The following is a 24,774-nucleotide window of genomic DNA, read 5'->3' on the forward strand; positions in this document are numbered from 1 at the left end:
ATTCGGTGTGAAGTAAAAGCGCGATTATAAAGACTTGATGAAAATCTGTGACTTGCGCTGCCAGTTATACATGTGCTGGCGGTCTTTCGGCAGGTCGTCCACGGTCGCAGGCTGGAAGCCGCGCTTCTTGAACCAGTGCGCGGTGCGCGTGGTCAGCACGAACAGTTTCGTCAGGCCCGCGGCGCGCGCGCGGTTTTCCATGTGCTTCAGGATGCGCTCGCCGTCGCCCTGCGCCTGCACGTCCGGGTTCACGGTGAGGCAAGCCATCTCGCCCATTTTCGAATCCGGGAACGGATACAGCGCGGCGCAGCCGAAGATCACGCCGTCGTGCTCGATGACCGAGAACTGTTCGATCTCGCGCTCGATCAGTTCGCGCCCGCGATAAACGAGGGTGCCGTCCGCTTCGAGTGGTTCAATGAGCTTGATAATTCCGCCGACGTCCTCAATTGTGGCCTGGCGCAGGCTTTCCAGGTTCTCGTGGCTGATCATCGTGCCGACGCCGTCGTGGGTGAACAGTTCGAGCAGGGCCGAGCCGTCCATCTCGAAAGGCACGATGTGGGCGCGGTCGACGCCGCTGTTGCAGGCCTTGATGGCGTGGCGCAGGTAGAAGGCGGCGTCCGGCGGCAGGAAATTCGCCTGCAATACCGCTTCGGCCTGGTGCGAGGACAGCTCGCGGATTTCTTCGCCGCCCGCGTCCGACATCATCGGCGTCTCGGTAATGTAGATCAGCTTGTCGGCGTGCAGGGCGATCGCGGCGGAGGCGGCCACGTCTTCCATCGTCAGGTTGAACACCTCGCCGGTCGGCGAGAAGCCGAGCGGCGAGAGCAGCACCAGGTTGTCTTCGGTCTGCAGGATCGGGGCGATCTTGTCGGCCGAGATCTTGCGCGTCATGCCCGTGAGTTCGAAGTCGATACCGTCGATCACACCGAGCGGACGGGCGACGACGAAGTTACCGGAAACAATACTGATGTTCGCATTCGACATCGGCGTGTTGGGCAAACCCTGGCTGAAGGCCGCCTCGATATCGAGGCGCAGTTCGCCGGCCGCTTCCTTCGCGCATTCCATCGCCGCGGTGTCGGTGATGCGCACGCCGTTGTGGAAGCGCCCCTCGACATTGCGCAGCCCGAGCTGCTCGGCCACCTGCGGCCGCGAACCGTGCACCAGCACGATGCGGATGCCGAGAGCGACCAGCAGGGACAGGTCTTGCGCGAGTACCGGCAAGGCGCCGGCGGCGACCAGTTCGCCGGGAAAGGCGACGACAAACGTCTTGCCGCCAAAGGCATGAATATACGGCGCGACAGAGCGCAGCCACTGGACGAATTGGGTAGGGTTTTCCATTTGCCGCATTATAATTCGCTGCGCGACTTGCGCACCAAATACCTCGTAAAAATCAATGTCTGAACAGAGTAACAAGCCCAAGCCGGACACGGCGCACGCAGCAGTCCCAACCAGTGATGCCAAGGCGCCGCGCGAGCGGGGGCGCGGCGTTCGTGCCCCGGGCGAGTTGCGCGCGCCGATGACGCAGACGCCGGGCGGCGCCTTGCAAACCAGGGGCGAACGCAGGCATGCGGGCGAGGGCGGTGCGCAGCGCGGCCCGCGGCCGCAAGGAGACAAGGCAGCGCAAGCGGAAGGCGCGCCGCGTGCGCAGCGTGCGCAGCGTGGCGACAGCGCGGGCGACAGCGCGGGCGACGGTGCACGGCGCGCACCGCGTCCGCAAGGCGAGCGCGCCCCGGGCGAACGCGCGCCGCGTGGCGAGCGGCCCCAAGGCGAAGCCGCACAGCGCGCGCCGCGGCCCCAGGGCGAACGCGCACCGCGCCCACCACGCCCACTGCGCGTGCAAACGCCGCTGCCGCCGATCACCTATCCCGAAGACCTGCCGGTCTCGGGCCGGCGCGAGGAAATCGCCAAGGCGCTGGCGGAAAACCAGGTCATCATCGTCTCCGGCGAGACCGGTTCCGGCAAGACGACCCAGCTTCCTAAAATCTGCCTGCAGCTCGGGCGCGGCGAGAAGGGCCTGATCGGCCACACCCAGCCGCGCCGCATCGCCGCGTCGTCCACCGCGAAACGCATCGCGTTCGAGATCGGCACGCCGCTCGGCGAACACGTCGGCTTCAAGGTCCGCTTCAACGACACGCTGCAGCCGGGCGCCTCGATCAAGCTGATGACCGACGGTATCCTGCTGGCCGAAACCCAGACCGATCCGCTCCTGAAAGCCTACGACACGATCATCATCGACGAGGCCCACGAACGCAGCCTGAACATCGACTTCCTGCTTGGCTACCTGAAGCAGCTGCTGCCGCGCCGTCCGGACCTGAAGGTGATCATCACCTCGGCGACGATCGACGCCGAGCGCTTCGCGCGCCACTTCGCTTCAAGCAACGGCAAACCGGCGCCGGTGATCGAGGTGTCGGGCCGCCTGTACAAGGTCGAGGTGCGCTATCGTCCGGTCGACCGCGATCCGGTCGTGGCGGGCGGGGGCGTCGACAACAAGCCTGCCCAGGGCGGGAAAAAACCAGCCCAGCAGGCACGCGAGAAGCGCGACCTGATGGACGCGGTGGTGGATGGCGTCGATGAACTCTGCCGCATCGGTTCGGGCGACGTGCTGGTCTTCCTGCCGGGCGAGCGCGAGATCCGCGACTGCGCCGAAGCGCTGAGAAAACACCATCCTCCGCACGTCGAAATCCTGCCCCTGTTCGCGCGCCTGTCGGTCGAAGAGCAGGACAAGGTCTTCCGCACCACCAACGCGCGCCGCATCGTGCTGGCGACGAACGTGGCCGAAACCTCGCTGACCGTGCCGGGCATCCGCTACGTGGTCGACGCGGGTCTCGCGCGCATTAAACGCTACAGCTTCCGCAACAAGGTCGAGCAGCTGCAGGTGGAGCCGATCGCGCAGTCGGCGGCGAACCAGCGTGCCGGCCGTTGCGGCCGCGTGGCCGACGGCGTCTGCATCCGTTTGTACGAGGAAGCCGATTTCCTGCAGCGCCCGAAATTCACCGAGCCCGAAATCCTGCGCTCCTCGCTGGCCGCCGTCATCCTGCGCATGAAGTCCCTGCACCTGACGGATGTCGAGACCTTCCCCTTCATCGAGCCGCCGCAGGGCCGCGCGATCGCCGACGGTTACCAGTTGCTGCAGGAAGTGGGCGCGGTCGACGATGCCAATGAGCTGACGCCGCTCGGCCGCAAGCTGGCGAGACTGCCGCTCGACCCGCGCGTGGGCCGCATGATCCTCGCTTCGCTGGACAACAACTGCCTCTCCGAGATGCTGGTCATCGCCTCGGCCCTGTCGGTGCAGGACCCGCGCGACCGGCCGATGGAATACCAGCAGCAGGCCGACGAAAAGCATAAAAAATTCGCCGACGAGAAGTCCGAGTTCCTCAGCTTTATCAAGATCTGGAACTGGTTCGAGGACGCGATCGAGCACAAGAAAACCAACCGCCTGCTGCAGGAAAACTGCCGCGCCAATTTCCTGTCGCAGGTGCGCCTGCGCGAGTGGCGCGACGTGCATTCGCAGCTGCTGACCATCGTGCGCGAGCAGGGCTGGCGCCTGAACGAGTCGCCGGCCACCTACGACCAGCTGCACCTGGCGCTGCTGACCGGCCTGCTGGGTAACATCGGCTTCAAGGCCGAGGACGAGCCGGGCGGCGCTTATCTCGGCGCGCGCGGCATCAAGTTCCACATCTGGCCGGGTTCCTCGCTGACCAAGAAGCCGGGCCGCTGGATCATGGCGGCCGAACTGGTCGAAACGACGCGCCTGTACGCCCGCTGCGTGGCGCAGATCCAGCCTGAATGGGTGGAGAAGGTCGGGGCGCACCTGCTGAAAAAATCCTGGGGCGAGCCGCGCTGGGAAAAGAAGCCGGCGCAGGTATCGTCGCTGGAACGCGCAACCCTGTACGGCATCGTCGTCTACAGCGGCCGCCGCATCAACCACGCGCTCTACAACCCGTTCGAGGCGCGCGAGATTTTCATTCGCGATGCGCTGGTGGCGGGCGACTACGAGACGCGCCAGCCCTTTTACGCGCACAACCACAAGCTGGTGAAGGAGATCGAGAACCTCGAACATAAATCGCGGCGCCAGGACGTGCTGGTCGACGACCAGCTGATCGCCGCGTTTTATGACGCCGAGATCCCGAAGGATGTGGTGAACGGCGCCGGCTTCGAGAAGTGGTACAAGGACGCTGCGCGCGACAACCCGAAGCTCCTGTACCTGAACCGCGAAGAGCTGATGCGCCACGAAGCGGCGGGCGTGACGACGGAACTGTTCCCGAAGACGATGAACGTCACCGGCATCGAGATGGGGCTCTCCTACCATTTCGAGCCGGGCAGCCCGCGCGATGGCGTAACCTTGTCGGTACCGCTGTTCGCGCTGAACCAGATCCCGCAAGAGCGCGCGGCCTGGCTGGTGCCGGGCATGCTGAAGGAAAAAGTGCACCTGATGCTGAAATCGCTGCCGCAAAAGCTGCGCCGCCATTGCGTGCCACTGCCGGATTACGCGGCGCGTTTCGTCGAGCGCATCCACGCGGCGAACGCGTTTGCACGCGGCGACCTGGTCGACGTGGTGATCGCCGACGTGCGCGCCGAAACGGGCATCAACGTGCTCACGGGCGACTTCAAGCTCGAGACGCTGCCGACCCACCTGTTCATGAATTTCAAGATCATCGACGAACACGGGCGCCAGCTCGAGATGGGACGTAATCTGGCCAGCCTGCAGGCGGAGCTGGGCAGCCAGGCGCGCGAGAGTTTCCAGAGGATGGCTGAATCGACGCCGGCGGCCTTGGGTGGCGCGCGTGCCGCCGTCGCGACGCCCGCGGCCTGGGGCAGCGGGAAGGGGGCTGCTGCGCCGGTGACCGTGCCGGCGCCGCAGGCGAAGGGCAAGGGCGCCGCGCCGCCACCGCAGGCCGCCGCGCCGGCCGTCAGCCAGCACACCAATCTCACCAGCTGGACCTTCGGCGAGCTGCCCGAGCTGCTCGAAATCAGCCAGGGCAAGCTGACGCTGATCGGTTTCCCGGCCCTGGTCGACAAGGGCACGCATTGCGACCTGGAGGTGTTCGATGATCCGAACGTGGCCGCGCGCACCCACCGCATCGGCCTGCGCCGCCTGTTCGCGCTGCAGCTGAAGGATCAGCTCAAATTCGCGGAGAAGAACATCCCGGGCTTGCAGGGCATGGGCATGCAGTTCATGACGGTCGGCTCGCAGGAAGAGCTGCGCGACCAGATCGTGCAAAAGGCGATCGACATCGCCTGCCTGCAGGACCCGCTGCCAAGCGACGCGGCCTCGTTCAACAAGCGCAAGGACGAGGGAAAGGGACGTATCGGCCTGTTGATCAACGAGATCGCGCGCCTGGTCGGGTCGATCCTGGCCGAGTTCCACGGCATGCCCAAGCGCCTGAACGGCCTGGCCGCACCGGTCGCCGCCGACATGCAGGCGCAGCTCTCCGGCCTCGTGCACAAGCGTTTTATCGCCGACAACGAGTACAGCCAGCTGGCGCACTTCCCCCGTTATTTGAAAGCGATGAACGTGCGCCTGGAAAAGCTGCGCGGCAATCCGTCGCGCGATGCGCAGCTGATGGCGGAATGGCAGAGCGCCGCCAGCCAGTGGCAACGCATCTCGAAGCAGCCGGGCAAGGCCAACGATCCGCGCATGACGGAGTTCCGCTGGATGCTGGAAGAACTGCGGGTCTCGCTGTTTGCCCAGGAATTGCGTACGCCGATGCCGGTGTCGGCCAAGCGGCTGCAGAAGGTGTGGGAGTCGATGATTCGTTGAGGCCGTGAAAGCGAACATGGTGCGCGCCTGGATTCAGGCCGCGCCCTTCGTGCGGGGCAAGGGCCGGCGGCAATTTGAAAATTGTCGGCCGACTATTCTTTGCCCATTATGGTAAGTTCAAGTCCATACCGAGCCTCTTGGCAATGACAAAAGTGCCGACCACCAGGACCACGAGCAACAGCACGAAGAGCGCCGCCACCTTGCCGGCCGCGCGTAGCACCGCGCGCCTCTCGTTCTCCTTCCCCTTCTTCCCTTGGTCGTAATGCCACTTGATGGCGAAGAACATGCCCGTGCCTAACACGAGAAACTTGAACGTAACGGCGACGATAGGGAACCATTCCATGATTTTGGGTATTTCCAGACGATTACGTGACACTAGCTATTGTGAGGAGCACTGCCTCAAAACGCTGCTTCAGCAGCTTCTTTTTTGTTCAAACCATCCCCAGGCATCGCGTTTGAATCTTTTCATTACGTCTAACGATGAAATAACGATGGCATCCAGCTGAGTGATGTGGCGAATGCAGATGAGAGAGGAGAAAACGTCAGCGGCTGCCGTGCAAGGGCGGTATTGCTGCACGTTCTGAGGCATTCTACTCAAAAGCAATTTCCATACATTGAGACAAAATGTCCCAGTTGAAAACCATACAAGATGAAAATTCGCCAATCTGGTTGCCGCGCCTGGCCGGGAACAAAGGGCCACGGTTTTTGCAGATTGCGGAGGCCTTGCAGGCGGCGGTGGCGGACGGAACGCTGAAGCCGGGTGACCGTCTGCCTCCGCAGCGCCAGTTGGCAGCGCAGCTGGACGTCGACCTGACGACGATCACGCGCGCATACGACGAAGCCAGGCGCCGCAACTTGCTGGAGGGCCGCGGCGCTCGCGGCACCTATGTCGCGGCGCCGAAAGTCGAATTGACCTCGATCCTCGACCTTAGCATGAATACCCCACCACCGCCGGACGGCGTGGACTTCGACGACATGCTGAAACAAGGTTTGTCCCAAGTACTGATGAGGGCAGATAATGAATTGCTGATGACTTACCACTTGGGCGGGGGAAGCGAGTCCGACCGTAAGGCTGGAGCCAAATGGCTCGCACCAATGTTTGGACATCTCGATTCCGGGCAAGTTGTCGTCTGTCCGGGTGCGCAAGCGGCGATCGCCGCATTGATCCTTGCGCTGACGGAGCCTGGCGATGTCATCCTGGCAGAGCCAACGAGTTATCCCGGCTTGCGTGCCGCAGCGACCCAATTCGGCCGGCACCTCATTGCGGTGGAAGCGGACAAGCACGGGATGGTGCCCGGGAGGCTCGAGGAAGCGTGCCGCCAGCACAAGCCCGGGCTGGTCTACCTCAATCCGACACTACAGAACCCGACCGCCATCACCGTGCCGGAACGCCGGCGCAAGGAGCTCGCCGGCATCGCGAAGCGCTGCACCGTACGCATCGTCGAGGACGATCCCTACTGGCTCCTTGCCGATGCCCCGCCACCACCGATCGCCACGTTTGCACCGGAACAGGTGGTCTACATCTCGACCCTGTCGAAATGCCTGACGCCCGGCTTGCGTGTCGCCTTCGTGCTCATACGCGACCCGCACGAACGCGAACGTTTCCTGGTCGCGCTCAGGTCATTCGCGCTGATGGTCGCTCCTCTGACGGCCGCACTGGCTACCCAGTGGATCCTCGACGGTTCGGCTGACGGATTGATGGAAGGCGTACGCAAGGAGGCGCGCCTGCGCCACCGGATGGCGCGGGATATCCTGGCGGGGCGGTACAGCGGTTTTGGTGACGGCCTGCATGTATGGCTGGAGTTGCCGGCGTATTGGAACGCCTCGCAGTTTGCGCGTGCAGCCGACAACGAGGGCATCGCAGTCACGCCGGCGGAGGCATTCGCAACAGGCAGCGGATCCGTGAATGCCATTCGGATCTCTTTGGGCAGCATCAGGGACCGTGGACGCTTGCAGGCGGGTCTTCAACGGCTGTCTCATCTGCTTGCGCGGCGGCCCGAGTCGTTCAGCGCTGCTGTCGTTTAACCGTCCAGGAAACACTGCGCTGCATTCGGAGTTATCTCAATGCAGCCGCACATTGGTTTGCTGCCGCGGTGTTTATTGATCGTGAGCTCACGCGCGAAAGTGAACACGCCTCCATACATCCTGGCGTGTTGCGCTCGGCGCTTGAATCCACAGTCGACAGCGGGCATACAGGCGCAGCTCCGACATCGGGATGGCAGCGGTATCCGCAGCCTGAACGAAACGGTGGAACGCTTCGGTCACGCACTCAGCGCGGGTAAGTAAACCCGGTACGGATATCCATCGGCGCCAGCCGCTTGCCCTCGCGCACCATCAGCTTCTGGGGCGGTTCGTCGCCCGCCAACGCACCGGGCGTGACCGGCAATCCTTCGCCCTTGCGCAGCAGCGGGTCGCAGCGCTCGTAGACGTTGCGGCAGCCCGTGGCCTTGAGCAGCGCCTGCACAACCGGCACTTTCCACATGTCGACACCGCCGGCATTGAACTGGCAAACCAGGTAGCCTTCGCTGCCGCCATAGCTGTGCACCAGCAGGCCGGGCAAGCCGTCCTTGTCGCCATCGATCAACTGGAACAGCGCCTGCGGATCGGCCGTGCGCCAGGCGGCGGCGCGGCTTTCCACGGCGGCCTGCACGCGCCGCTTCATCATCGCGTGGTCGATCGGCTCGTCTTCGCGCAAGGTCCAGACGCGGGCGGCGATTTGCGATTTGGCGTTATAGGCCGCGCGTGCCAGGAACTGGCGCGACGAGGACTGCACGATCGCGGTCGCGCCCGGCTTGTTGCGCTCCGAGGGCTTGCCGTCGACCTTCTCGATGGCGGAGACGTAAATCCACGGGTCGCCGGCCAGCAGGCCTTTTTCCTTACCCTGTTTGATGGTGATGATGAGCATGTGCGGCTTTCGTTTTCAGGAACGGGATGATACAGCATGCCGCGCCTGTCCTTTTCGCCGCGTTTTCCTCCTCGTTAGCGCATGTGGGCCCAGGTGCCGACTTAACCGATATTACTGCCGCGAATGTGGCTCAGGTTCTTGTCGTCCCCGCCGGTCCCCGGGCTGGGATCGAGGCTGCCGCTCTTGCCCAGGTCGGCCGATCCCGCGCCGGTTCCTGTCGTGGCGCTTCCCGCGCCGCTGCCAAGGTCGCTGCTGCCGGCCGAACCGGCGCCCATGCCTGAACCCATCGCGCCCATGCCGCTGCCGGCGCCCATTCCCGCGCCGCCGGGCATTCCGCTCACGGCCGAGCCCGGTCCCATGCTCGGGGCGCCGCTGCGGTTCGGGTCGGTGCCGTAGAAGCTGTGGATCTGGTTCGACCAGTTAACGTCGCTCATGTCGGGCCAGGAATCCTTGTTGAAGCCGGGCGCGGTTTTCAGGCGTTCCTTTTCGACATTGAGTACGAAGCGGTGGTGGATGGTGTCGAGGTGCAGTGCCTGCCAGGGCACCGCGAACAGTTTTTCGTGCATGCCGAGGAAGCCGCCAAAGGCCAGCACGACATAGGCGACCTGGCCGGTACTCATGTCGAGCATGATTTCCTTGATGTCGCCCAGGTCGTCCTCGACCCCATTGACGACGCTGTCGCCGATCAGCGTGTCGGCGCCCATCAGCGCCGGCCCTGGCCCCGCGCTGCCGCTGCGTTTGTACATCCCGTATTTGTCACGATCCGCATAGCTCATCTCGTTCTCCCTGGTCTGATCGCATCTTCGCAAAGCCAGTCCTGAGCGTAGGCCAAGGCCTTGCCACACCCATGATATGACTCAAACGTGCAGGGGTGCGCGCGCTTGTCACGAAGGGGTCACGGTGCAATGCGATGCTAAGCGAAGTACCGCACAGAGCGAGCTCAGCTATGTGATTATCCTGACAAGCAGTGTTTCGGAGACTACAACATGACCATCACCTCGCGCTGCAACCATCCAGGCCCGCTGGCCAAACTGATTCCGACCGTATCGGTCACCTCGCTGCTGGCACGCCTGCTGCGCAAACGCTGACTTATTGGCTGACTTCAGGGCGGATGTCGCCCGATACTCCGCGCCTTCCGTGCGGAGCGAACTGATCGGTTAGACTTGCGGCCTGTGCAACAGGTAGGTGGCTGCAGTGAACCGAAAAACGAAGATCGCATCCCTGGCGGGCGCCGGCGTACTGGCAGCCGCGCTGGCCGGGTATTTCATCGCGGCGCAGCGCGAACCGGGCGCGCCCGGACACGGCGCCATCCTGCTGCCGAAGGCCGCACCGACGGCGCCGTCCTGGGCGGCACGGGTGGCGCTTTTGGCGGGCGATGGCCAGGACGGCGTGCTCGATGGCCCGGCAGCGCAGAGCCGCTTCAGCGACCCGTTCGGCGTGGCCGTCGATCCGCGCGGCGTCGTGTATGTCGCCGACGGCGGCGACAGCAACCGCATCCGCCGCATCGACCGCAGTGGCCTGGTCTCCACCTTTGCCGGTGGACGCGAGGGCTTCGCCGATGGCGCCGGGTCCGCCGCCGCCTTCCACACCCCGTCCGCGCTCGCGCTCGACAGCTTCGGCAACCTGTACGTGGCCGACACCGGCAACCACGCAATCCGCAAAATCTCCCCCGACGGCAGCGTCACCACGCTCGCCGGCGACGGCCAGCCGGGCGATGCCGACGGCCAGGGACGCGCGGCGCGCTTCCGTGCGCCGGTCGGGCTGGCGGTCGACAAGCGCGGCAACGTGTATGTCGCCGACACCTATAACGACCGCATCCGCCACATCACGCCCGAAGGACTCGTGACCACGGTCGCCGGCGGCACGCGGCCCGGCGATGCCGACGGCCCCGCCATCGACGCCGCCTTCGACACCCCGACCGCGATCGCCGCCGGCAAGGACGGCAGCCTGTTCGTCGCCGACACCGGCAACAATGCGATCCGCCGCATCGGTCCGGATGGCGTGGTGTCGACGCTCGCCGCGCCGCCCGAGGGCGAGCGCCAGCCGCTGCTGCGCCGTCCGACCGGGCTGGCGCTGACCAACGACGGCTACCTGTACATCGCCGGCGGTGGCGGGCGCATCCTGCAGCTCGCCCCAGGCGGGGAACTGCACGCTTTGGAGGACGCCGACCATCCGCCGGAGTCGAGCTTCGGCGCCGACGGCATGGTCCACCTGTACGCGCCGCACGGCATCGGTTTGATGCGCGACGGCAGCCTGGTCGTCGCCGACGCGCTGGCGCTGCGCGTGCTGCGCCTGGCGCCGCCGACACCGGGCGAGGCCGCGCCGGTCATCGCGGCGCCGGGCCGCGCGCCACGCAGTGCGCCGATGCCCTGGCCGGTGGGGCCGCAAGATACGCCGCACGAAGTCGTCGGCCTGATGGGCGAGGTACGGGGCAGCTACGACGGCGAGAGCCGCGACCACTTCCACGCCGGGCTCGATGTACGGGCCGACGTCGGCACGCGGGTACTGGCGATCGCGCCCTCGAAAATCAGCGACCCGTTTGCGAACTGGGGCTTTGGCTCGCTCACGGAAGGCATGGCGGTCGGGCCGCTGTCGTACATCCACATGCGCGTCGGCCGCGACAGCCGCGACAAGCCGCTCGATGCGCGCTTCGAGATGCTGAAGGACGCGCGCGGCAAGCCGGAGCGCGTGCGCGTGCCGCGTGGGACCCGTTTTGCGGTGGGCGATGCGCTCGGCACCATCAACAGCATGGCCCACGTCCACCTCGATTACTATCCCGGCGGGACGCTGGTCAATCCCTTGACGCTGCCGTTCCCCGGGGTGCAGGACAGCATCGCGCCGCGACTCCAGAGTGTCGCCTTGTACGACAGCGCGGGCAAGCGTCTGGCTGCGAAGAAGGGTCAGCCGGTACGCATCGAGCGCACGCTGGGCGAGGTGTCGATCGTGGCGGATGGCTACGACCAGATGGACGGCAACCTGGCGCGCCGCCGCCTCGGCCTCTATAAACTCGGTTACCAGCTGCTGCGCCCTGACGGCAGCGCGCTGCCCGGCTTCGAGCAGCCGCTGGTCACGCAAGTCTACGACCGCCTGCCGCGCGAACGCGAGGCGGTGAAACTGCTGTATGCGCCGAGCAGCGGCATCACGGTGTATGGCAGCAAGGCCACGCATTTTGCGTATGCGGTCAACAATACGCTGCAGGGCGGACGGGTTGCGCCGGGCAGCTGGAAGGTCGGCGCGCTGGCGCCGGGGGATTACATCCTGCGCATTTATGCGGCGGATTATGCGGGGCATGTGGCGACGGAGGGACGCGATCTGGCGATCAGGGTGGAGTAAATGCGAACGCTGCCTTTGTAGGGTGGGCGCCCCGTGCCCACGCGGAACGTTGCGTAGTGTTGGCCCGGTTCCTGGCCCGGTTCCGGCCCGCACCGTAAGGCCGCCGCAACGTGTCGAATGATCATTCGGAAGCCGCAACGATGACCAGATCGCGCGCTTCGAACATCGCCAACACGGATCATCGTTCCGCGTGGGCGGGGTGCCCACCCTACGGGCTCATGCGCCGCAGCCGTTGGGACGACAACCCACTACCGGATCAGCTTCAACCCCGGCGGCAGCGCCTCTCCCAGCATCCGCGTCTCGCTCGCCTGATCCAGCTCCACCACCTCGCGCACCATCGCCGTCCACGCCGCCGGCGCACCGACCGACGCCAGCCGCCGCAGCACATCGGCCCGCACCGCGTCGCCGATATCGCGCGAGCGGTCGCCCGTCATGCGCGCGATGTGGGTGGCGGCGAAACCGGCCGGTTCGATCTTCTTCCAGTCCAGCGTCAACAGCTTGCCCAGCCATTCTTCCGCGACGCCGGCGGGCGCCACTTCGTGCGCACTGGCGTGGAAGGACTGGCGCGCGCCGACCCGGCCCAGCGCCCACAGGTAGCGCGCATAGGTGGCGGCCGTTTTCGCGTCGAGCTTTCCGGCGCCGGAGGGCAGGGCGACGATCTGCTCCATCATCCAGTTGCCGATCTCCGCCTTGTAGGCCGCCGGAATGCGCTCCAATAAGGCCCCGAGGCGCAGCATGTCGTCCTCGCTGCCGTCGACCAGGGCGATCGGCCGCTTGCCGCGCTCCGAGGCATCGGCTTGCAAATTGAAGGCGAAGTCGTCGAGCAGGCGCAGCTGCGCTTCGGTGTCGAGGCCCCCGGCCACGCGCCGCCACAGCGTCCACCATTCGGCGCGCACCTGCGTGTCCTTGTGATACTGGACCCCGGTCTCGAACATCGCCCACAGCTGTTCGATGCGCCAGCCGTCGAGCGGATGGCCGAAGCCGGGGCGCAGGCAATAGCCGGCCAGGTTCAGCCAGGCGCGTTCGTGTTCGCTCGACCTGCGCCGCCCCTTCGATCGCTCCATCAACGCGTCGAACAGGCGCCGCAGGAGCGGCGTCGCCCACTGTTCGCGCCGTCCCAGCAGGTGTTCGAGGCTGGCGCGCAGCTGGCGCACCTCCTTCACGTCGACCGCTTTCGAGCGGGTGCCGAAGACGCGCTCGATCTTCTCGATCGCGGCGTCGAGCTGCGGCGGCAAGACCTCGGTCTCGACAATTTCGTCGAGACTCTCCGCTTCGCGCAGCTGGAAAGCGAGTTGCCAGCGTCCGCTGCCGTCTTCGGCCACGCAATGCACTTCCAGCGAGCCGACTTCGCTCAGGGACGCCGCCAGCTGCACCGCGATCTCGCTGCGCGGCGCAGCACCCGGCGTGGCGCGCAACACGGTGGCGATTGGCGGCAGGCGCACCACGTCTTCAGGCGCCAGGTCCACGATGTCTCCCGGCTGCGGCGCGGCGCCTGCGTCGGCCACCGTCGACACCAGGTGAAAGCGCACCGGACGCCCGAGGCGCAGGGCAAAACTACGATCGAGCAGGCGCACCTCGAGGCTTGCTGCCGTGCCGCGCGGGAGGAGGCAGACCGCGCGCAGGCCAGCGCTTGCGCGCTCGCCCTCGAGCAGCAGGTAGTAGCTGCGCGCCGCACCGCTTTCGATGGCGGGCGCCGCGCCCTGGCGCGCCAGCGAATAGGCGACGCCACCGCGCGCCACGGCCACGTCCGGATCGACGTTGTGGAGGATGCGCAGGGGCGCGCCGCGCCAGCGCGCCAGGGTGGCGGCCAGGCGTTCGGCCAGCGCCGCGCCGCGGAACACGCCGCCGTTGAGCAGCAGAGCGTCTGGTACCGGCGCGGGCACCGGCAGCGTATCGCCCTCGTGCGGCAAGCCGAGTGCTTCGCGCGCCGCCGCGGCGTGCTGGCGCAGGAAGCTCGCCAGGTGACGCGTCACGGCAGGATCGCTCGCATACGGCAGGCCGAATTCGACGATGCCGGCGCGCGCGCGGCGGGCCGGCTCCTGGGCTTCGTTCAGGGGGAAGAAGCCGTCCAGCACCACGCGCTCGATATCCTCGCGCCGCAGCTCCGCCTTGCGGCTGCCGCCGATCAAACGCGCGCCGGCGCCGAGCAGGGTGACCGTCACCCCGTCCGGGGCATCGCTGGCCAGCAGTACTTCCTTCGCCGCGCGGCAGCGTTCCGTCAGCTGGGCCAGCCGTGCGGCCGACAGGCGTGCGCGCGGCGCTTCGCCGCCATCCTGTTCGGCCATGCGCGTTTCGACCAGGTGGGCCAGCGCCAGGTCCATGTTGTCGCCGCCGAGGATCAGGTGGTTGCCGACACCGATGCGGCTCAGTTTCGGCTGGCCGTCCTCGAGTTCGACCTTGACCAGGCTGAAGTCGGTGGTGCCGCCGCCGACGTCGGCTACCAGCACCAGGCGCGTGTCCGCCAGGTCGTCGGCTAGCGTGGCGCGATGGCGGTACAGCCAGTCGTAGAGTGCAGCCTGCGGTTCTTCCAGCAGGCGCAGTGCGGGCAGGCCGGCGAGTTTCGCCGCTTCGAGCGTCAGCGCACGCGCGCCTTCGTCGAACGAGGCGGGCACGGTGAGCACGACCTGCTGGTCTTCGAGCGGATGCCGGGGAAAGCGGATATTCCAGTTGGCGCGCAGGTGGGCCAGGTAGCTGGCGCTGGCGGCCACCGGCGACACCTTCGGCACCTCCGGTTCGGCGCCCCAGGGCAGGATGGGCGCCATGCGGTCGACGCCCGGATGCGAGAGCCAGCTCTTGGCGCTGGCCACCAGGCGGCCCGGCGTGGCCGCGCCAAGGCTGCGCGCGAGGCGGCCGATGGCGACGCGCTCGACGCCGGCGACATCAGCCAACTGCCACGGCAGCTGCAACTGGCCCGGTCCAAGCTCTTCCTCGGCCGGGTGATAGCGGTTGGAAGGCAGCAGCGGCGCACCGGCCACTTCGCCGGGCGCAACCAGCTGGTCGATCGAAAACAATTCCACGTCCGCCGCACCGGGTGCGGCGTAGGCCAGCACCGTGTTCGTGGTGCCGAGGTCGATGCTGACCAGGTAAGGCGTCACTGTTCTGGCGCGCTCCGCACGTCGAATTCGACTTTCCAGCGCTGGCCGTCACGCGCGACCGCCGCCAGGGCCAAAGTGCCCGCCTCGGTAGCGAGGGCGTGCAATGTGACCTGCACCACGTCGCCCGGCGTGCGGCCATCGGCCGGCAGCGTCGCCTGGATTTCGTTCTGCTCCTGCAGCTCGTCCGGTCCCCAGAAGTCGAGCACCTCGCCGATTGCGTCCTGGCGGCGCGTGGTCGATCCGAAGAAGCGGAAGTGGACAGGTTCGCCCACGACGAGGCCGAATTCCTGGCCCGGCAATTCCAGTTCGCTGCCTTCTTCCATGCCGAAGGGCGCCACGCACAGGGCCTGGATCGGCGGCTCCATGCCGGGAATCGCCGGCATCGACGACTCGACGCCGACGTAATAGGAACGGGCCGTGCCGCCGCGGATGCGCACGCCGCCGCCGCGCCGCGCATAGCTGTAATAGGCCGCGCCGCGTGCGACCGCCAGGTCGAGGTCCGCGCCTTCGAGCATGCGTGCGGGCTCGGCGCCTTCCATGTAGAGCCAGTCGTTGATGGTGTCCATCACGCGCTGTGCCAGGATGCCGGATTTGAAGACGCCGCCATTGAACAGCACCGCACTCGGATGCAGGAAGCTATGGTCGGCGCTGACGCGCCCTGCGAAACCTTCGAGTTCCGCGGTCGCGCCGGCCTGGCGCGCCAGGAAGGCGGCCAGGTGACGCGTGACGGCCGCGTCCTGCGCGTAGGGCAGGCCGAGCTGGGTCAGGCCGGCGCGTGCGCGCGTGGCCGGACGGGCGCCCGCCTCGACGCGCGGGAAGAAGCCGTCGGTGATGAAGGTCGTGACTTCGTCGCGCGTGAGCTCGGTGCGGATCGAGCCGCCGATCAGTTTCGAGCCGCGGCTCGGCACGACGATCGGCCAGGCTGCGACGTTGCCATCTGCTGCGTTGGGGGCGGCCAGCAACTGTTCCTTGGCGCCGCGGCAGCCGTAGGTCAGCGCGCGCATCTGCCAGGCATCCAGCTGGGTGCCGTTGCTTGCGAGCTTGCGCGCGACGAGGTGCGCAAGTGCCAGGTCCATGTTGTCGCCGCCGAGCAGGATATGGTCGCCCACGGCCACGCGGTGGGGCTCGAGCTTGCCCTCGCGTTCGAGGATGGCGATCAGCGAGAAGTCGCTCGTGCCGCCGCCCACGTCCACCACCAGCACGATGTCGCCGGCCTTGACCTGCTTGCGCCAGCTGCCGCCGCTGCCCTGGATCCAGCTGTAGAGCGCTGCCTGCGGCTCTTCCAGCAACGTCGCCGACGCATAGCCGGCGTTGCGCGCCGCCTCGGCCGTCAGTTCGCGCGCGCCCGGGTCGAACGAGGCGGGGATGGTGACGGTGACCTGCTGCTGGTCGAACGGCGCTTCCGGATGCGCGTTGTCCCAGGCGCGGCGCAGGTGCTGCAGGTAGCGCGTCGAGGCGTCCAGCGGCGAGACGCGCGTGACTTCTTCCGGCGCGTCGGAGGGCAGGATGGCGGCGCGGCGGTCCACGCCGGGATGACAGAGCCAGCTTTTAGCGGACGACACCAGGCGGATCGGCGTGGTAGCGCCGCGGCTGCGCGCCATTTCGCCGGCCACCGCAGTGTCGCCATCGGTATTCCACGGCAGCGCGAGTTCGCCCGGCGCCAGTTCATCGGGGTGCGGCAGGTAGAGGAAGGAGGGCAGCAGCGGCAGCGCTTCGACGGTGCCGGGGGCAGTCAGCTGCGGCACCGGCAGCACGCCGTGGGCGGTCTGCTCGCCGTCGCTCGCTTCCAGGTCGACCCAGGACAGCGCACTGTGCGTGGTGCCGAGGTCGATACCGATGGCATAACGGGCGTTCACCGGCGCGCTCACAGTTCCACCTCCGCCGGCGCCAGCACGGTGGCGTCGTGTTCTTTCGCCAGCTGCGGCAGGCGGACGTCGGTCGCGCGCCAGCCGCGATGGGACAGGGTGCCCTTGAACGGGGCCTTGCCGACCACGTTGCCGGTCAGGCGCACGCTGGACGCATCGAAACCTTCTTCGAGCGTGATGCGCGCACCTTCGGCCTCAAGGCGCACGGGTTGAATCGTGAAGTGGTCTTTCAGCACGCGCGCGCAGCCTTCGTGCACGACGCGGGCGGCGGCGCCGATGTCGGCGTCGGCGTACGCCGCCAGGTTCTCGTGGGCGAAGTCGATCAGGCGCGCTTCGCGCTGCAGCAGGGTCAGCAGTTGCAGGGCGGCTTCCGGCGTGGTTTCGCGCAGCTGGACGGGGACCGGTGCAGGTGCGGCAGCCGGTGTGGGTGCGGGCGCCGGCACGGGCGCAGGGGCCGGGGCAGCAACGGGGCCGACCTGGTCGTCACGCACGCGCGCGGCGAATTCGGCGTCGCCGATGGTCTTGAAAAAGGTGCCGAAGGCGAGGGAGAGCCGGCTCCAGAAAGAGGGCAGTTGGGTCGGTGTGCTCATTCTTGATGTTCTGTAAGGTGAGGGACCGGCGCGCTGTCAGACAGCGTCGGGGCTCTGGTCCGGACAAACGCGAATGATACCAGTTCGACCATGAGTGGCGCACGCGCCACCGGAGAACGGAGCATGCCGAATGCCAGTCACTCAAGCGAAGCCGTTGCCACTTTCACTCGTTTTTTCGTCGGTAAGGCCCTGCCCGCATTTTTGGCGGGGAATCGCAGCGCCGACGGCAGTCCCGCCTGAGGCTATACTGATGAGCACCTATCCTCGACAATGATGAAGGAGCCGCATGTCGCAATTCCATGAGTCCAGCACCGCCCGGCAAGTCATCGGCCTGATCGGTGGCATGAGCTGGAAAAGCTCGGCCGAATATTATCGCCTGATCAATGAGGGCGTGCGCACGCAACTCGGCGGCCTGCACTCGGCGTGCTGCCTGATGTGGTCTTTCGATTTTGCCGACATCGAGGCCCTGCAGCGCACCGACCGCTGGGACGAAGCGGCAGCCTTGATGGTCGATGCCGCGCAACGCCTGGAACGCGGCGGCGCCGACTTCCTCGTCATTGCAACGAATACGATGCACATCGCCGCGCCCCAGGTGCAGGCGGCGACCAGCCTGCCCCTGCTGCACATCGCCGACCCGACCGCCGGGCGCATCAAGGCGGCCGGGCTGCGCCGCGTGGGCCTGCTGGGCACCGCCTTCACCATGGAACAGGATTTCTACAAGGGCCGGCTGGCGCAGCAGCACGGGCTCGAGGTGCTGGTGCCGGAGGCACCCGACCGCGCGACGGTCCACCGCATCATCTATGAAGAGCTGGTGCAGGGGCAGGTCCGGGACGCGTCGCGCCAGGCCTACCGCGAGGTGATCGCGCGCCTCGTTGCGCGCGGCGCCGAGGCGATTATCCTGGGCTGCACCGAGATCATGCTGCTGGTCGCACCGGAAGACAGTCCGGTGCCCCTGTTCGACACGACCGGCCTGCATGCCGAAGCGGCGGTAGCGCGGGCGCTTCGCCGGGAAAGCGCGTGATCCGCGCCTGATCCGGTCAGCCGCGTATTGCCGCCTCGATCGCGGCAATGTCGATCTTTCGCATCGTCATCATCGCCTCGAAAGCCCGTTTGGCCGCCACCGGGTCGGCACCGGAGACGGCGTCGGTCAGCACGCGCGGCGAGATCTGCCATGACAGGCCCCACTTGTCCTTGCACCAGCCGCAGGCGCTTTCCTGGCCGCCATTGCCAACGATCGCATTCCACAGGCGGTCGTTTTCTTCCTGGTCATCGGTCGCCACCTGGAAGGAGAAGGCTTCGCTGTGCGTGAACCCCGGGCCGCCGTTCAGGCCGAGGCAGGGAATGCCCATCACCGTGAACTCGACCGTCAGGACATCGCCCTGCTTGCCGGCAGGATAGTCGCCCGGCGCGCGATGGATGGCTTTCACGGCGCTGTCCGGGAAGGTCGCGGCGTAGAACTGCGCGGCGTCTTGCGCGGTGCCGTTGAACCAGAGGCAAATCGTGTTCTTGCTGAGCATGTCGTTCTCCCTTGATGAGTGAATCAGTCCTTGATTTCTGCTTCAACCAGTTTTGCCAGCAATTCCAGCGACTCCTGCCAGCCGAGATAGCAGGCCTCGGCGGGAATCATCGACGGAATGCCTTCCTGTTTGATGTTCACCTCGACGCCGCAGAACACCTCGCGCAGGGTGACCGTGGTCTGCATGCGGCCGGGCAAATTCGGATCGTCGAACTCGGCCGTGTAGCGCAGGCGCTTGCCGGGTTCGAGCTCCAGGTACTCGCCGCCAAAGGAATGGCTATTGCCCGTGGTGAAATTGGTGAACGACATCTTGTAGCGCCCGCCGACCCGGGGATCGAACGCGTGCACGGTGCCGATGAAGCCGTGCGGCGGCAGCCATTTGGCGAATGCGCCGGGCGTCGTGAAGGCGCGGTAGACGCGGTCGGAGGTGGATTTGAGGACGCGGTGCAACTCGACAGTGTTCGTGGACATGATCGTTTTCCTTTTTTTATAAAGGCAGAGGACAGCCCTCCGATGGTACGACGAACAGGGTGGGCGGAAATCGACAGCAGGCAGCATTTTTTTAAAAAGGCTGGGGTCAGGTCTGACATTCGGACACGAGCTCTGCATTAGTTCGTGTTTACCTTGCTGGCTTGACGCAGACCTTCGGTTCTCGACGCGGACCTGTTGCCTGTGCGCGTCGCTACTCATTTTCCGTAGCCACTCGCCAGTTACCGGCGCGTACAGACCTTTACCCCGAGTCCCGCTCCGTCCAGATAATCGCGCTGCACGATCTCGGCCGCAGGCATGGCGCCGCCCTTCATGAGATGCGCGAAGCGTAACGCTCAGTGTACGAGGGATATTCGCAAAAGGGCAAACCAGATTCAGAACCGATATTCCTGCCCATCCTCCGGCACCAGCACTCGCCCGCTGTCCAGGCCATTCTGGGCCACGTAATCGAGCAAATCCCGGCGCGAATGCGTCATGTGATTAAAGGCCTCCATGTGGATGCCGATGACGGTGGCGCCGGGCGCGGCATGATAAGCGCGCCCGAGATCGTCCTTGCCCATGATGATCGAGCCGTCGAAACCGGCGATTTGTGCATAACCCGTGTTGAGAACGATGACGTCGGGACGGTAAGCCGCAATCGCCGCATCCACTTCGGGCGTCCAGATCGTATCGCCGGCGATATACACCGTTTTATCGCCTTCGCGGCGCAGCACGACGCCGACCGTTTCCCCGAGCATGGCGCTCAGCATCGCCATGTGGGTCTCGCTGCCGTGCTGGCCCGTGACGGAGTGCAGGCGCACGCCGCGAAATTCGCTGTCTTCATCGATCACGCGCACGTCCGTAAAACCGCTGTTGCTGATGCTGGCGGCATCGCTTTCGTTCTGGGCGAACAAGGGCATGTCCTGTGGCAGCGCCGATATTGCCGCCTCGTCCCAATGGTCCGGGTGGATGTGAGTGACGATGACGGCGTCGGCCTGGACGATGTCCTCGACCGGCAAGGGCAGCTCGACCAGCGGGTTGCGCAGGTGGCTGTTGACCGTGCCCTCAAAGCCGGGGAAGCTGTCCTTCTTCGCCAGCATCGGGTCGACCAGGAAAGTCGTGTCGCCGTAGCGGATCTTGATGGTGGCGTTGCGGATCAGCTGGAAGCCGACGGTGGTGTCGAGTGAGCTTGCGAGCGTCATGATGGATTCCTCCTTGGTTGAACGTGAGACCATTTTCTGCCCGCCTGCTCATCGATAATAGTGGCCCGAAGGTCGATGTTCGATATAATCGGGCCATGAACAAGCTTATGCCCCAGCGTATTGCCGTCGTCGCCTTCGAAGGCATGACGCCCTTCCACCTGTCCGTTCCCTGCCTCGTCTTCGGCACGACGGTCGACGAGACCACGCCGCCGTTCGAGGTCGTGGTCTGCGCGGCCGACGGCAAACCCTTGCGCACCTCGGCCGGTTTCACGATTGCGGTCGAGCGCGACCTGTCCGCCATCGACGAAGCCGACATCGTCGTCATGCCGGCCTGGTTCGACGATTGCCGCCGGGCGCCGCTTGAACTCATCGAGCGCCTGCGCCGCGCCCATGCCCGCGGCGCGCGCGTGGTCGGCCTGTGCCTGGGCGCCTTTCCGGTGGCGCAGGCGGGACTGTTGGATGGGAAGACGGCCACGACGCATTGGGAACTGGCCGGTGCCTTGTCGCGGCTTTATCCGAAGGTGAACGTCGACCGCGAGGTGCTGTATGTGGACGAGGGAAATGTCCTGACCTCGGGCGGCGTGGCGGCAGGCCTGGACTGCTGCTTGCACCTGCTGCGTGAACTGCGCGGCGCGGAAGCCGCCAACCGTGTGGCGCGCCGGCTATTGATCGCACCGCACCGCCAGGGCGGCCAGGCGCAGTTCATCGAACATCCGCTGCCGTCAAGGCCGAGCGAAGGGCGTTTTTCCGAGGTGCTGGACTGGGTGCTGCACAATCTCGCCCAGCCGCACGGCATCGATGCGCTCGCCGAGCGCGCCGCGATGAGCCGGCGCAATTTCACACGCCACTTCCGGCAGGCGACAGGGACCTCGTTCAAGCAATGGCTGCTGAGCCAGCGGCTGGCCCAGGCGCAGCGCATGCTCGAATGCACGAATGCCGCGATCGAGGTGGTGGCCGATGAGGCGGGTTTCGGGACGGCCTTGTCGCTGCGCCAGCATTTCCGGGCGCAGCTGCAGACATCGCCATCGAGTTACCGCAGGCAGTTTCGCGCAGGGCAGGGGAGCTAGCGGGTCCGCTTATTTCGCCCAGTAATCGATCACCAGCGAACGCGCCAGGCAGCTTCCCAGTGTCGCGACAAAGTCCGTGTGCGCCGGATGGACCAGGTAGATGTCGCGGTCTTCGTTGCGGGCGAATGTCAGCGTGAAGCAATGGGTGAAACCATCGTTCAAACCTTCCGGGCTGACGTTGGTGCCGCATTCATACGACACGATGCCGGGAACGGCGCGCGAAAGGGCGGCAAAATCCGTTACCACGGCATCGATCTGTTCGGAAGTGGCGTCGTCCTTGAACGCAAACAGGACGACGTGGCGCAGGACGGGGGACGAATTGGCGGTCATGGCGGGTTCGGATAAAAAGAGAAAAGCGATCTTACATGGCCTGCGACTCGGCCCGCGCACGCCCGCTGTCGTGCCGGTGATGGCGCCGCATTCCGTTATGATGGCGCCAACGCTGCCGGCTCGGCAGCGTGCCTGACTATTCCCCCGAAGTACACGAAAATAATATGGACAGCCACATCGACAGAAAGCAGATTCGCTGGAATCCGCGTCCGCGCACGCGCGCCGGCCTGCATTTGAAAACCGAAAAACTGCCGTATCAGCGGCCGGTCATCGCCCAGCCACAGTTCACGGCGAGCGCCATCATGGTGGCCGAGCGCATGGACGTCAGGGCATTAACGGGTTTCGAGATCATCGCGAAGTCGCCTTTCATGGTGAAGCTGGGCGAGGGCGGGATCGCCGCGCTGTTCCGCTATGGCGCGGTCGTGCTGTTCAATGCTTCAAGCGAGGAAAAGGCGCGCCTGCTGCAGACGATCGCCGTGCATTCCTCCGGCGCCGGTGATATCGGCACGGAAGAAGTGGCGATGATCCACGTCGGGCCGGATGACGAAGAGGGACCGGCGGGCCAATACATCAAGATCAAGAATGCGGACCGCCTGCGCCTGCAGCTCATTGCCGAGGTGATGGCGAAAGCGACGATGCTGTCCTTCCAGGAACGGCGCGCGGCGCGCGATTTCGATCGCAGCGAACCGCTGGCGCGCGACCTGGCCGAAGATGGCCGCTTTTCCGCGAAACCGTCCGAACTGCTGAAGGCGGTCGGCAACATGCTGCTGGCGGAAAACCGCCTGAACGGCCGCGCGGGCGTGCTCGACCGTCCCGACCTGCTGTGGGATAACCCGGGCCTGTCGGGCCTGTACGCGCGGCTCGAGGGCGAATACGAACTCCACGACCGGGCGGCCGCACTCGACCGCAAGCTCACCACCTTGTCGCATACCTCCGAAACCCTCGTCGAGACCATGCGTTATCACAGCTCGCACCGGCTGGAGACGGCGATTTTCCTGCTGATTTTTGTCGAGCTGTGCCTGGGGTTGTACGGGCACTTCGCGCGTTAAGACATTTTCGGGTTGTTAGATCCTGGGCTCGGGCTGGGCGCCTGACCCCGGTACCTGCGCAGCAGCGTTCGCAGTCTTGATCGCCTCCTCAAGGACCACGTGCCGGCGGATCTGCTGCGCGCGGGCTTGCTGGTCAAACGCCCGTGCGATGTCGAGCGCAGTGATCCCGGGTCCGGTGGCCGCGGCCGTGTCGCTGTGAGGCAGGAGGAGTTCCACGCACTTTTCACTTCCGCTGGAGGCCGCCCACATCAAGGCGGTCCACCCGTCCGCGTCGCATGCCCTTGGGTCGCTGGTCGGTAATAGCAACTCGACGCATCGGGGGTGTCCAAAGGATGCCAGCATCAAGGCGGTCTCGCCATCCCTGTCGCTTGCGCGCACGTCGCTCCAGGGTAAAAGGAGGGCGACGAAGGCCTCCTCGCCCTCGATGCACGAAAGCATCAAGGCTGTGCGGCCCCAACAATCACTGCCGCGCGCTGCGCCCGGGTCCTTCTTTAAAATCCGTTTGAGCTCACGCAGGTTTTTCTGTTCAACTGCCGAAAAAATGTCCACATCGTCCGCCTCCGACGCGAGCGCTCAGCCCGTCGTCTATTACACAATATCAAACGTGGAGGAAGTTACAAGGAAAGCCAGGCGAAATCTTCAGGCAAGGCCTGTCCCGCCCCGCGCGGCGCGCTTTGTGCCGGCCGTCACGCATGCGCAAGCTTGGGCGGGCCTGCTTGCGAAGTAGCGGCGGATGAGATCAGTGCAGCCGATCAGGCCTACCGCGCCGGGCATCTGTAGTCGTAACCGAGGACATGAGAAGAGGATTTGCGCGGACTGTGTGCTTCCGATCCGAAGTGGACACGACGAATAAAGCGGCGCATTCGTCAAGCGCCGACGAGTCTATTGCGGCGTGGTTGGTTGGACGCGGCGATTTTTGGAATTCGCTATTGCGTTCAGGCGGGGACGTCCCATGTAGGCGGCACGGAAATGTCCCGAGCCACGAAGGAGAACGCATTGAAACGCATCTTTGCATTGTGGCGCATGGTCGCCGGTCAGGACCTGCGCCTGCTATGGTTCGCCATCCGGCACGAGAACCGTCCCGGGTGGCTATTACCGGGTTTGGCCTGCCTTGCGCTGTTCGCTGTCGAGCCGCTGAATTTCACGGTGCCTGTACTCGGCGCGATCGACGAGTTCGTACTCCTGCCGCTTATCCTGCACGGCATGGTGAAAATGCTGCCCGCGCACGTCCTCGACAGTTTTGCACGCACTTACGCCGGACGCCTGCGTCGCCGCTCCTGAGTGGGCCGTACAGTTGCGCTACGCCACGTCCGATACGCTGGACCGGGTTATCTCTCGGACCGGTTGAATCCACAGCCGATTGCAGACTTGCTCGACTGTCTGTAGTCGGCCCGCAGCACTGTAAACTTATGCTTTTATGTCCTCAAGTGAGTTGCCAGATCCAATCCATGCCTTAACCCATGCCGGCTGACGTCCCCGATCAGGCCCTTTGCAAGGGCCCCTGCTTCAAAAAGAATCCAAGGCGCATTCTTGTTCTCTTGGGTGAGACAGATGATGCCGATAGTCGTGTCTTTGAGTTCATTGTTAATCTCA

Annotated in this window: 19 protein-coding genes and 1 pseudogene; 7 read left to right on the top strand and 13 right to left on the bottom strand. The window is 65.6% G+C overall.

What is annotated here, in order from left to right; translation table 11 throughout:
* Positions 1-24: 24 nt before the first annotated feature.
* Positions 25-1,338: an amino-acid N-acetyltransferase gene (argA, locus tag AC1MEM_RS09880; protein WP_499476945.1), complete on the bottom strand. Its 1,314-nt coding sequence runs from the start codon at positions 1,336-1,338 to the stop codon at positions 25-27.
* 55 nt (positions 1,339-1,393) lie between these two features.
* On the opposite strand from argA, the gene hrpA reads away from it, so the two are divergent.
* Positions 1,394-5,761 carry an ATP-dependent RNA helicase HrpA gene (gene hrpA / locus AC1MEM_RS09885; protein WP_499476946.1) on the top strand — a complete coding sequence of 1,456 codons (4,368 nt, stop codon included), beginning with the start codon at positions 1,394-1,396 and terminating at the stop codon, positions 5,759-5,761.
* A 106-nt stretch (positions 5,762-5,867) separates the two neighbouring features.
* On the opposite strand, the gene AC1MEM_RS09890 is transcribed toward hrpA, so the two are convergent.
* Positions 5,868-6,104, bottom strand: a complete 237-nt coding sequence (locus AC1MEM_RS09890; RefSeq protein WP_499476947.1) for a hypothetical protein — start codon at positions 6,102-6,104, stop codon at positions 5,868-5,870.
* A 281-nt stretch (positions 6,105-6,385) separates the two neighbouring features.
* Here AC1MEM_RS09890 and AC1MEM_RS09895 point away from each other — a divergent pair, with 281 nt between their 5' ends.
* Positions 6,386-7,786 (top strand): aminotransferase-like domain-containing protein, encoded by a 1,401-nt coding sequence (locus AC1MEM_RS09895; RefSeq protein ID WP_499476948.1) that lies wholly within the window; start codon positions 6,386-6,388, stop codon positions 7,784-7,786.
* Between the two features lie 244 nt (positions 7,787-8,030).
* On the opposite strand, the gene AC1MEM_RS09900 is transcribed toward AC1MEM_RS09895, so the two are convergent.
* Both AC1MEM_RS09900 and AC1MEM_RS09905 read right to left on the bottom strand, forming a co-directional pair.
* Positions 8,031-8,666, bottom strand: coding sequence for a class I SAM-dependent rRNA methyltransferase (locus AC1MEM_RS09900; protein ID WP_499476950.1), 636 nt, complete (start codon positions 8,664-8,666; stop codon positions 8,031-8,033).
* 101 nt (positions 8,667-8,767) lie between these two features.
* Positions 8,768-9,442: a PRC-barrel domain-containing protein gene (locus tag AC1MEM_RS09905; protein ID WP_499476952.1), complete on the bottom strand. Its 675-nt coding sequence runs from the start codon at positions 9,440-9,442 to the stop codon at positions 8,768-8,770.
* Between the two features lie 418 nt (positions 9,443-9,860).
* On the opposite strand from AC1MEM_RS09905, the gene AC1MEM_RS09910 reads away from it, so the two are divergent.
* A complete protein-coding gene (locus AC1MEM_RS09910) occupies positions 9,861-11,999 on the top strand; it encodes a gluconolaconase (RefSeq protein WP_499476953.1) in 2,139 nt (712 codons plus the stop codon).
* Positions 12,000-12,247: 248 nt separating this feature from the next.
* Here the strand turns inward: AC1MEM_RS09910 and AC1MEM_RS09915 are convergent, their stop codons facing one another.
* The 3 genes from AC1MEM_RS09915 to AC1MEM_RS09925 are packed head-to-tail and all read right to left on the bottom strand — an operon-like array spanning position 12,248 to position 17,549.
* Positions 12,248-15,094, bottom strand: coding sequence for an Hsp70 family protein (locus AC1MEM_RS09915; RefSeq protein ID WP_499476954.1), 2,847 nt, complete (start codon positions 15,092-15,094; stop codon positions 12,248-12,250).
* The gene (locus tag AC1MEM_RS09920; protein ID WP_499476956.1) at positions 15,091-16,950 is read right to left on the bottom strand and encodes an Hsp70 family protein; all 1,860 of its coding nucleotides are present in this window, start codon (positions 16,948-16,950) and stop codon (positions 15,091-15,093) included. The genes AC1MEM_RS09915 and AC1MEM_RS09920 overlap by 4 nt, the downstream gene beginning before the upstream one ends.
* An 8-nt stretch (positions 16,951-16,958) precedes the next feature.
* On the bottom strand, positions 16,959-17,549 hold the full coding sequence (locus AC1MEM_RS09925; RefSeq protein WP_499476957.1) for a DUF2760 domain-containing protein: 591 nt from the start codon (positions 17,547-17,549) through the stop codon (positions 16,959-16,961).
* A gap of 286 nt (positions 17,550-17,835) precedes the next feature.
* Here AC1MEM_RS09925 and AC1MEM_RS09930 point away from each other — a divergent pair, with 286 nt between their 5' ends.
* The gene (locus tag AC1MEM_RS09930) at positions 17,836-18,570 is read left to right on the top strand and encodes an aspartate/glutamate racemase family protein (protein WP_499476958.1); all 735 of its coding nucleotides are present in this window, start codon (positions 17,836-17,838) and stop codon (positions 18,568-18,570) included.
* Between the two features lie 16 nt (positions 18,571-18,586).
* Here AC1MEM_RS09930 and AC1MEM_RS09935 read toward each other — a convergent pair whose 3' ends face one another.
* From AC1MEM_RS09935 to AC1MEM_RS09945, 3 genes are all read right to left on the bottom strand, one after another.
* On the bottom strand, positions 18,587-19,066 hold the full coding sequence (locus tag AC1MEM_RS09935) for a VOC family protein (RefSeq protein ID WP_499476959.1): 480 nt from the start codon (positions 19,064-19,066) through the stop codon (positions 18,587-18,589).
* A 23-nt stretch (positions 19,067-19,089) separates the two neighbouring features.
* On the bottom strand, positions 19,090-19,536 hold the full coding sequence (locus AC1MEM_RS09940; protein WP_499476960.1) for an SRPBCC family protein: 447 nt from the start codon (positions 19,534-19,536) through the stop codon (positions 19,090-19,092).
* A gap of 392 nt (positions 19,537-19,928) precedes the next feature.
* Entirely contained in the window at positions 19,929-20,735 is an 807-nt protein-coding gene (locus AC1MEM_RS09945) for an MBL fold metallo-hydrolase (protein ID WP_499476961.1), read from the bottom strand.
* Positions 20,736-20,830: 95 nt separating this feature from the next.
* Here AC1MEM_RS09945 and AC1MEM_RS09950 point away from each other — a divergent pair, with 95 nt between their 5' ends.
* Positions 20,831-21,802, top strand: coding sequence for a GlxA family transcriptional regulator (locus AC1MEM_RS09950; RefSeq protein ID WP_499476962.1), 972 nt, complete (start codon positions 20,831-20,833; stop codon positions 21,800-21,802).
* A gap of 9 nt (positions 21,803-21,811) precedes the next feature.
* On the opposite strand, the gene AC1MEM_RS09955 is transcribed toward AC1MEM_RS09950, so the two are convergent.
* Complete coding sequence (locus tag AC1MEM_RS09955; protein ID WP_499476963.1) at positions 21,812-22,132, bottom strand: Dabb family protein; 321 nt, start codon at positions 22,130-22,132, stop codon at positions 21,812-21,814.
* Between the two features lie 164 nt (positions 22,133-22,296).
* Here AC1MEM_RS09955 and AC1MEM_RS09960 point away from each other — a divergent pair, with 164 nt between their 5' ends.
* Complete coding sequence (locus AC1MEM_RS09960) at positions 22,297-23,181, top strand: RMD1 family protein (RefSeq protein WP_499476965.1); 885 nt, start codon at positions 22,297-22,299, stop codon at positions 23,179-23,181.
* Between the two features lie 15 nt (positions 23,182-23,196).
* Here the strand turns inward: AC1MEM_RS09960 and AC1MEM_RS09965 are convergent, their stop codons facing one another.
* Positions 23,197-23,730 (bottom strand): ankyrin repeat domain-containing protein, encoded by a 534-nt coding sequence (locus tag AC1MEM_RS09965; protein ID WP_499476966.1) that lies wholly within the window; start codon positions 23,728-23,730, stop codon positions 23,197-23,199.
* 447 nt (positions 23,731-24,177) lie between these two features.
* On the opposite strand from AC1MEM_RS09965, the gene AC1MEM_RS09970 reads away from it, so the two are divergent.
* Positions 24,178-24,462, top strand: a complete 285-nt coding sequence (locus AC1MEM_RS09970; protein WP_499476967.1) for a hypothetical protein — start codon at positions 24,178-24,180, stop codon at positions 24,460-24,462.
* 126 nt (positions 24,463-24,588) lie between these two features.
* Here the strand turns inward: AC1MEM_RS09970 and AC1MEM_RS09975 are convergent.
* A pseudogene (locus AC1MEM_RS09975) lies at positions 24,589-24,633 on the bottom strand (hypothetical protein); the annotation flags it as partial.
* Positions 24,634-24,774 lie beyond the last annotated feature (141 nt).

This window comes from Telluria sp. AIW5 (assembly GCF_056680575.1).

What these genes read in the sequence shown, in the direction of transcription:
- argA (WP_499476945.1), bottom strand. Translation starts at nt 1,338, where the DNA reads ATGGAAAACCCTACCCAATTCGTCCAGTGGCTGCGCTCTGTCGCGCCG.
- hrpA (WP_499476946.1), top strand. Translation starts at nt 1,394, where the DNA reads ATGTCTGAACAGAGTAACAAGCCCAAGCCGGACACGGCGCACGCAGCA.
- AC1MEM_RS09890 (WP_499476947.1), bottom strand. Translation starts at nt 6,104, where the DNA reads ATGGAATGGTTCCCTATCGTCGCCGTTACGTTCAAGTTTCTCGTGTTA.
- AC1MEM_RS09895 (WP_499476948.1), top strand. Translation starts at nt 6,386, where the DNA reads ATGTCCCAGTTGAAAACCATACAAGATGAAAATTCGCCAATCTGGTTG.
- AC1MEM_RS09900 (WP_499476950.1), bottom strand. Translation starts at nt 8,666, where the DNA reads ATGCTCATCATCACCATCAAACAGGGTAAGGAAAAAGGCCTGCTGGCC.
- AC1MEM_RS09905 (WP_499476952.1), bottom strand. Translation starts at nt 9,442, where the DNA reads ATGAGCTATGCGGATCGTGACAAATACGGGATGTACAAACGCAGCGGC.
- AC1MEM_RS09925 (WP_499476957.1), bottom strand. Translation starts at nt 17,549, where the DNA reads ATGAGCACACCGACCCAACTGCCCTCTTTCTGGAGCCGGCTCTCCCTC.
- AC1MEM_RS09930 (WP_499476958.1), top strand. Translation starts at nt 17,836, where the DNA reads ATGTCGCAATTCCATGAGTCCAGCACCGCCCGGCAAGTCATCGGCCTG.
- AC1MEM_RS09935 (WP_499476959.1), bottom strand. Translation starts at nt 19,066, where the DNA reads ATGCTCAGCAAGAACACGATTTGCCTCTGGTTCAACGGCACCGCGCAA.
- AC1MEM_RS09940 (WP_499476960.1), bottom strand. Translation starts at nt 19,536, where the DNA reads ATGTCCACGAACACTGTCGAGTTGCACCGCGTCCTCAAATCCACCTCC.
- AC1MEM_RS09945 (WP_499476961.1), bottom strand. Translation starts at nt 20,735, where the DNA reads ATGACGCTCGCAAGCTCACTCGACACCACCGTCGGCTTCCAGCTGATC.
- AC1MEM_RS09950 (WP_499476962.1), top strand. Translation starts at nt 20,831, where the DNA reads ATGAACAAGCTTATGCCCCAGCGTATTGCCGTCGTCGCCTTCGAAGGC.
- AC1MEM_RS09955 (WP_499476963.1), bottom strand. Translation starts at nt 22,132, where the DNA reads ATGACCGCCAATTCGTCCCCCGTCCTGCGCCACGTCGTCCTGTTTGCG.
- AC1MEM_RS09960 (WP_499476965.1), top strand. Translation starts at nt 22,297, where the DNA reads ATGGACAGCCACATCGACAGAAAGCAGATTCGCTGGAATCCGCGTCCG.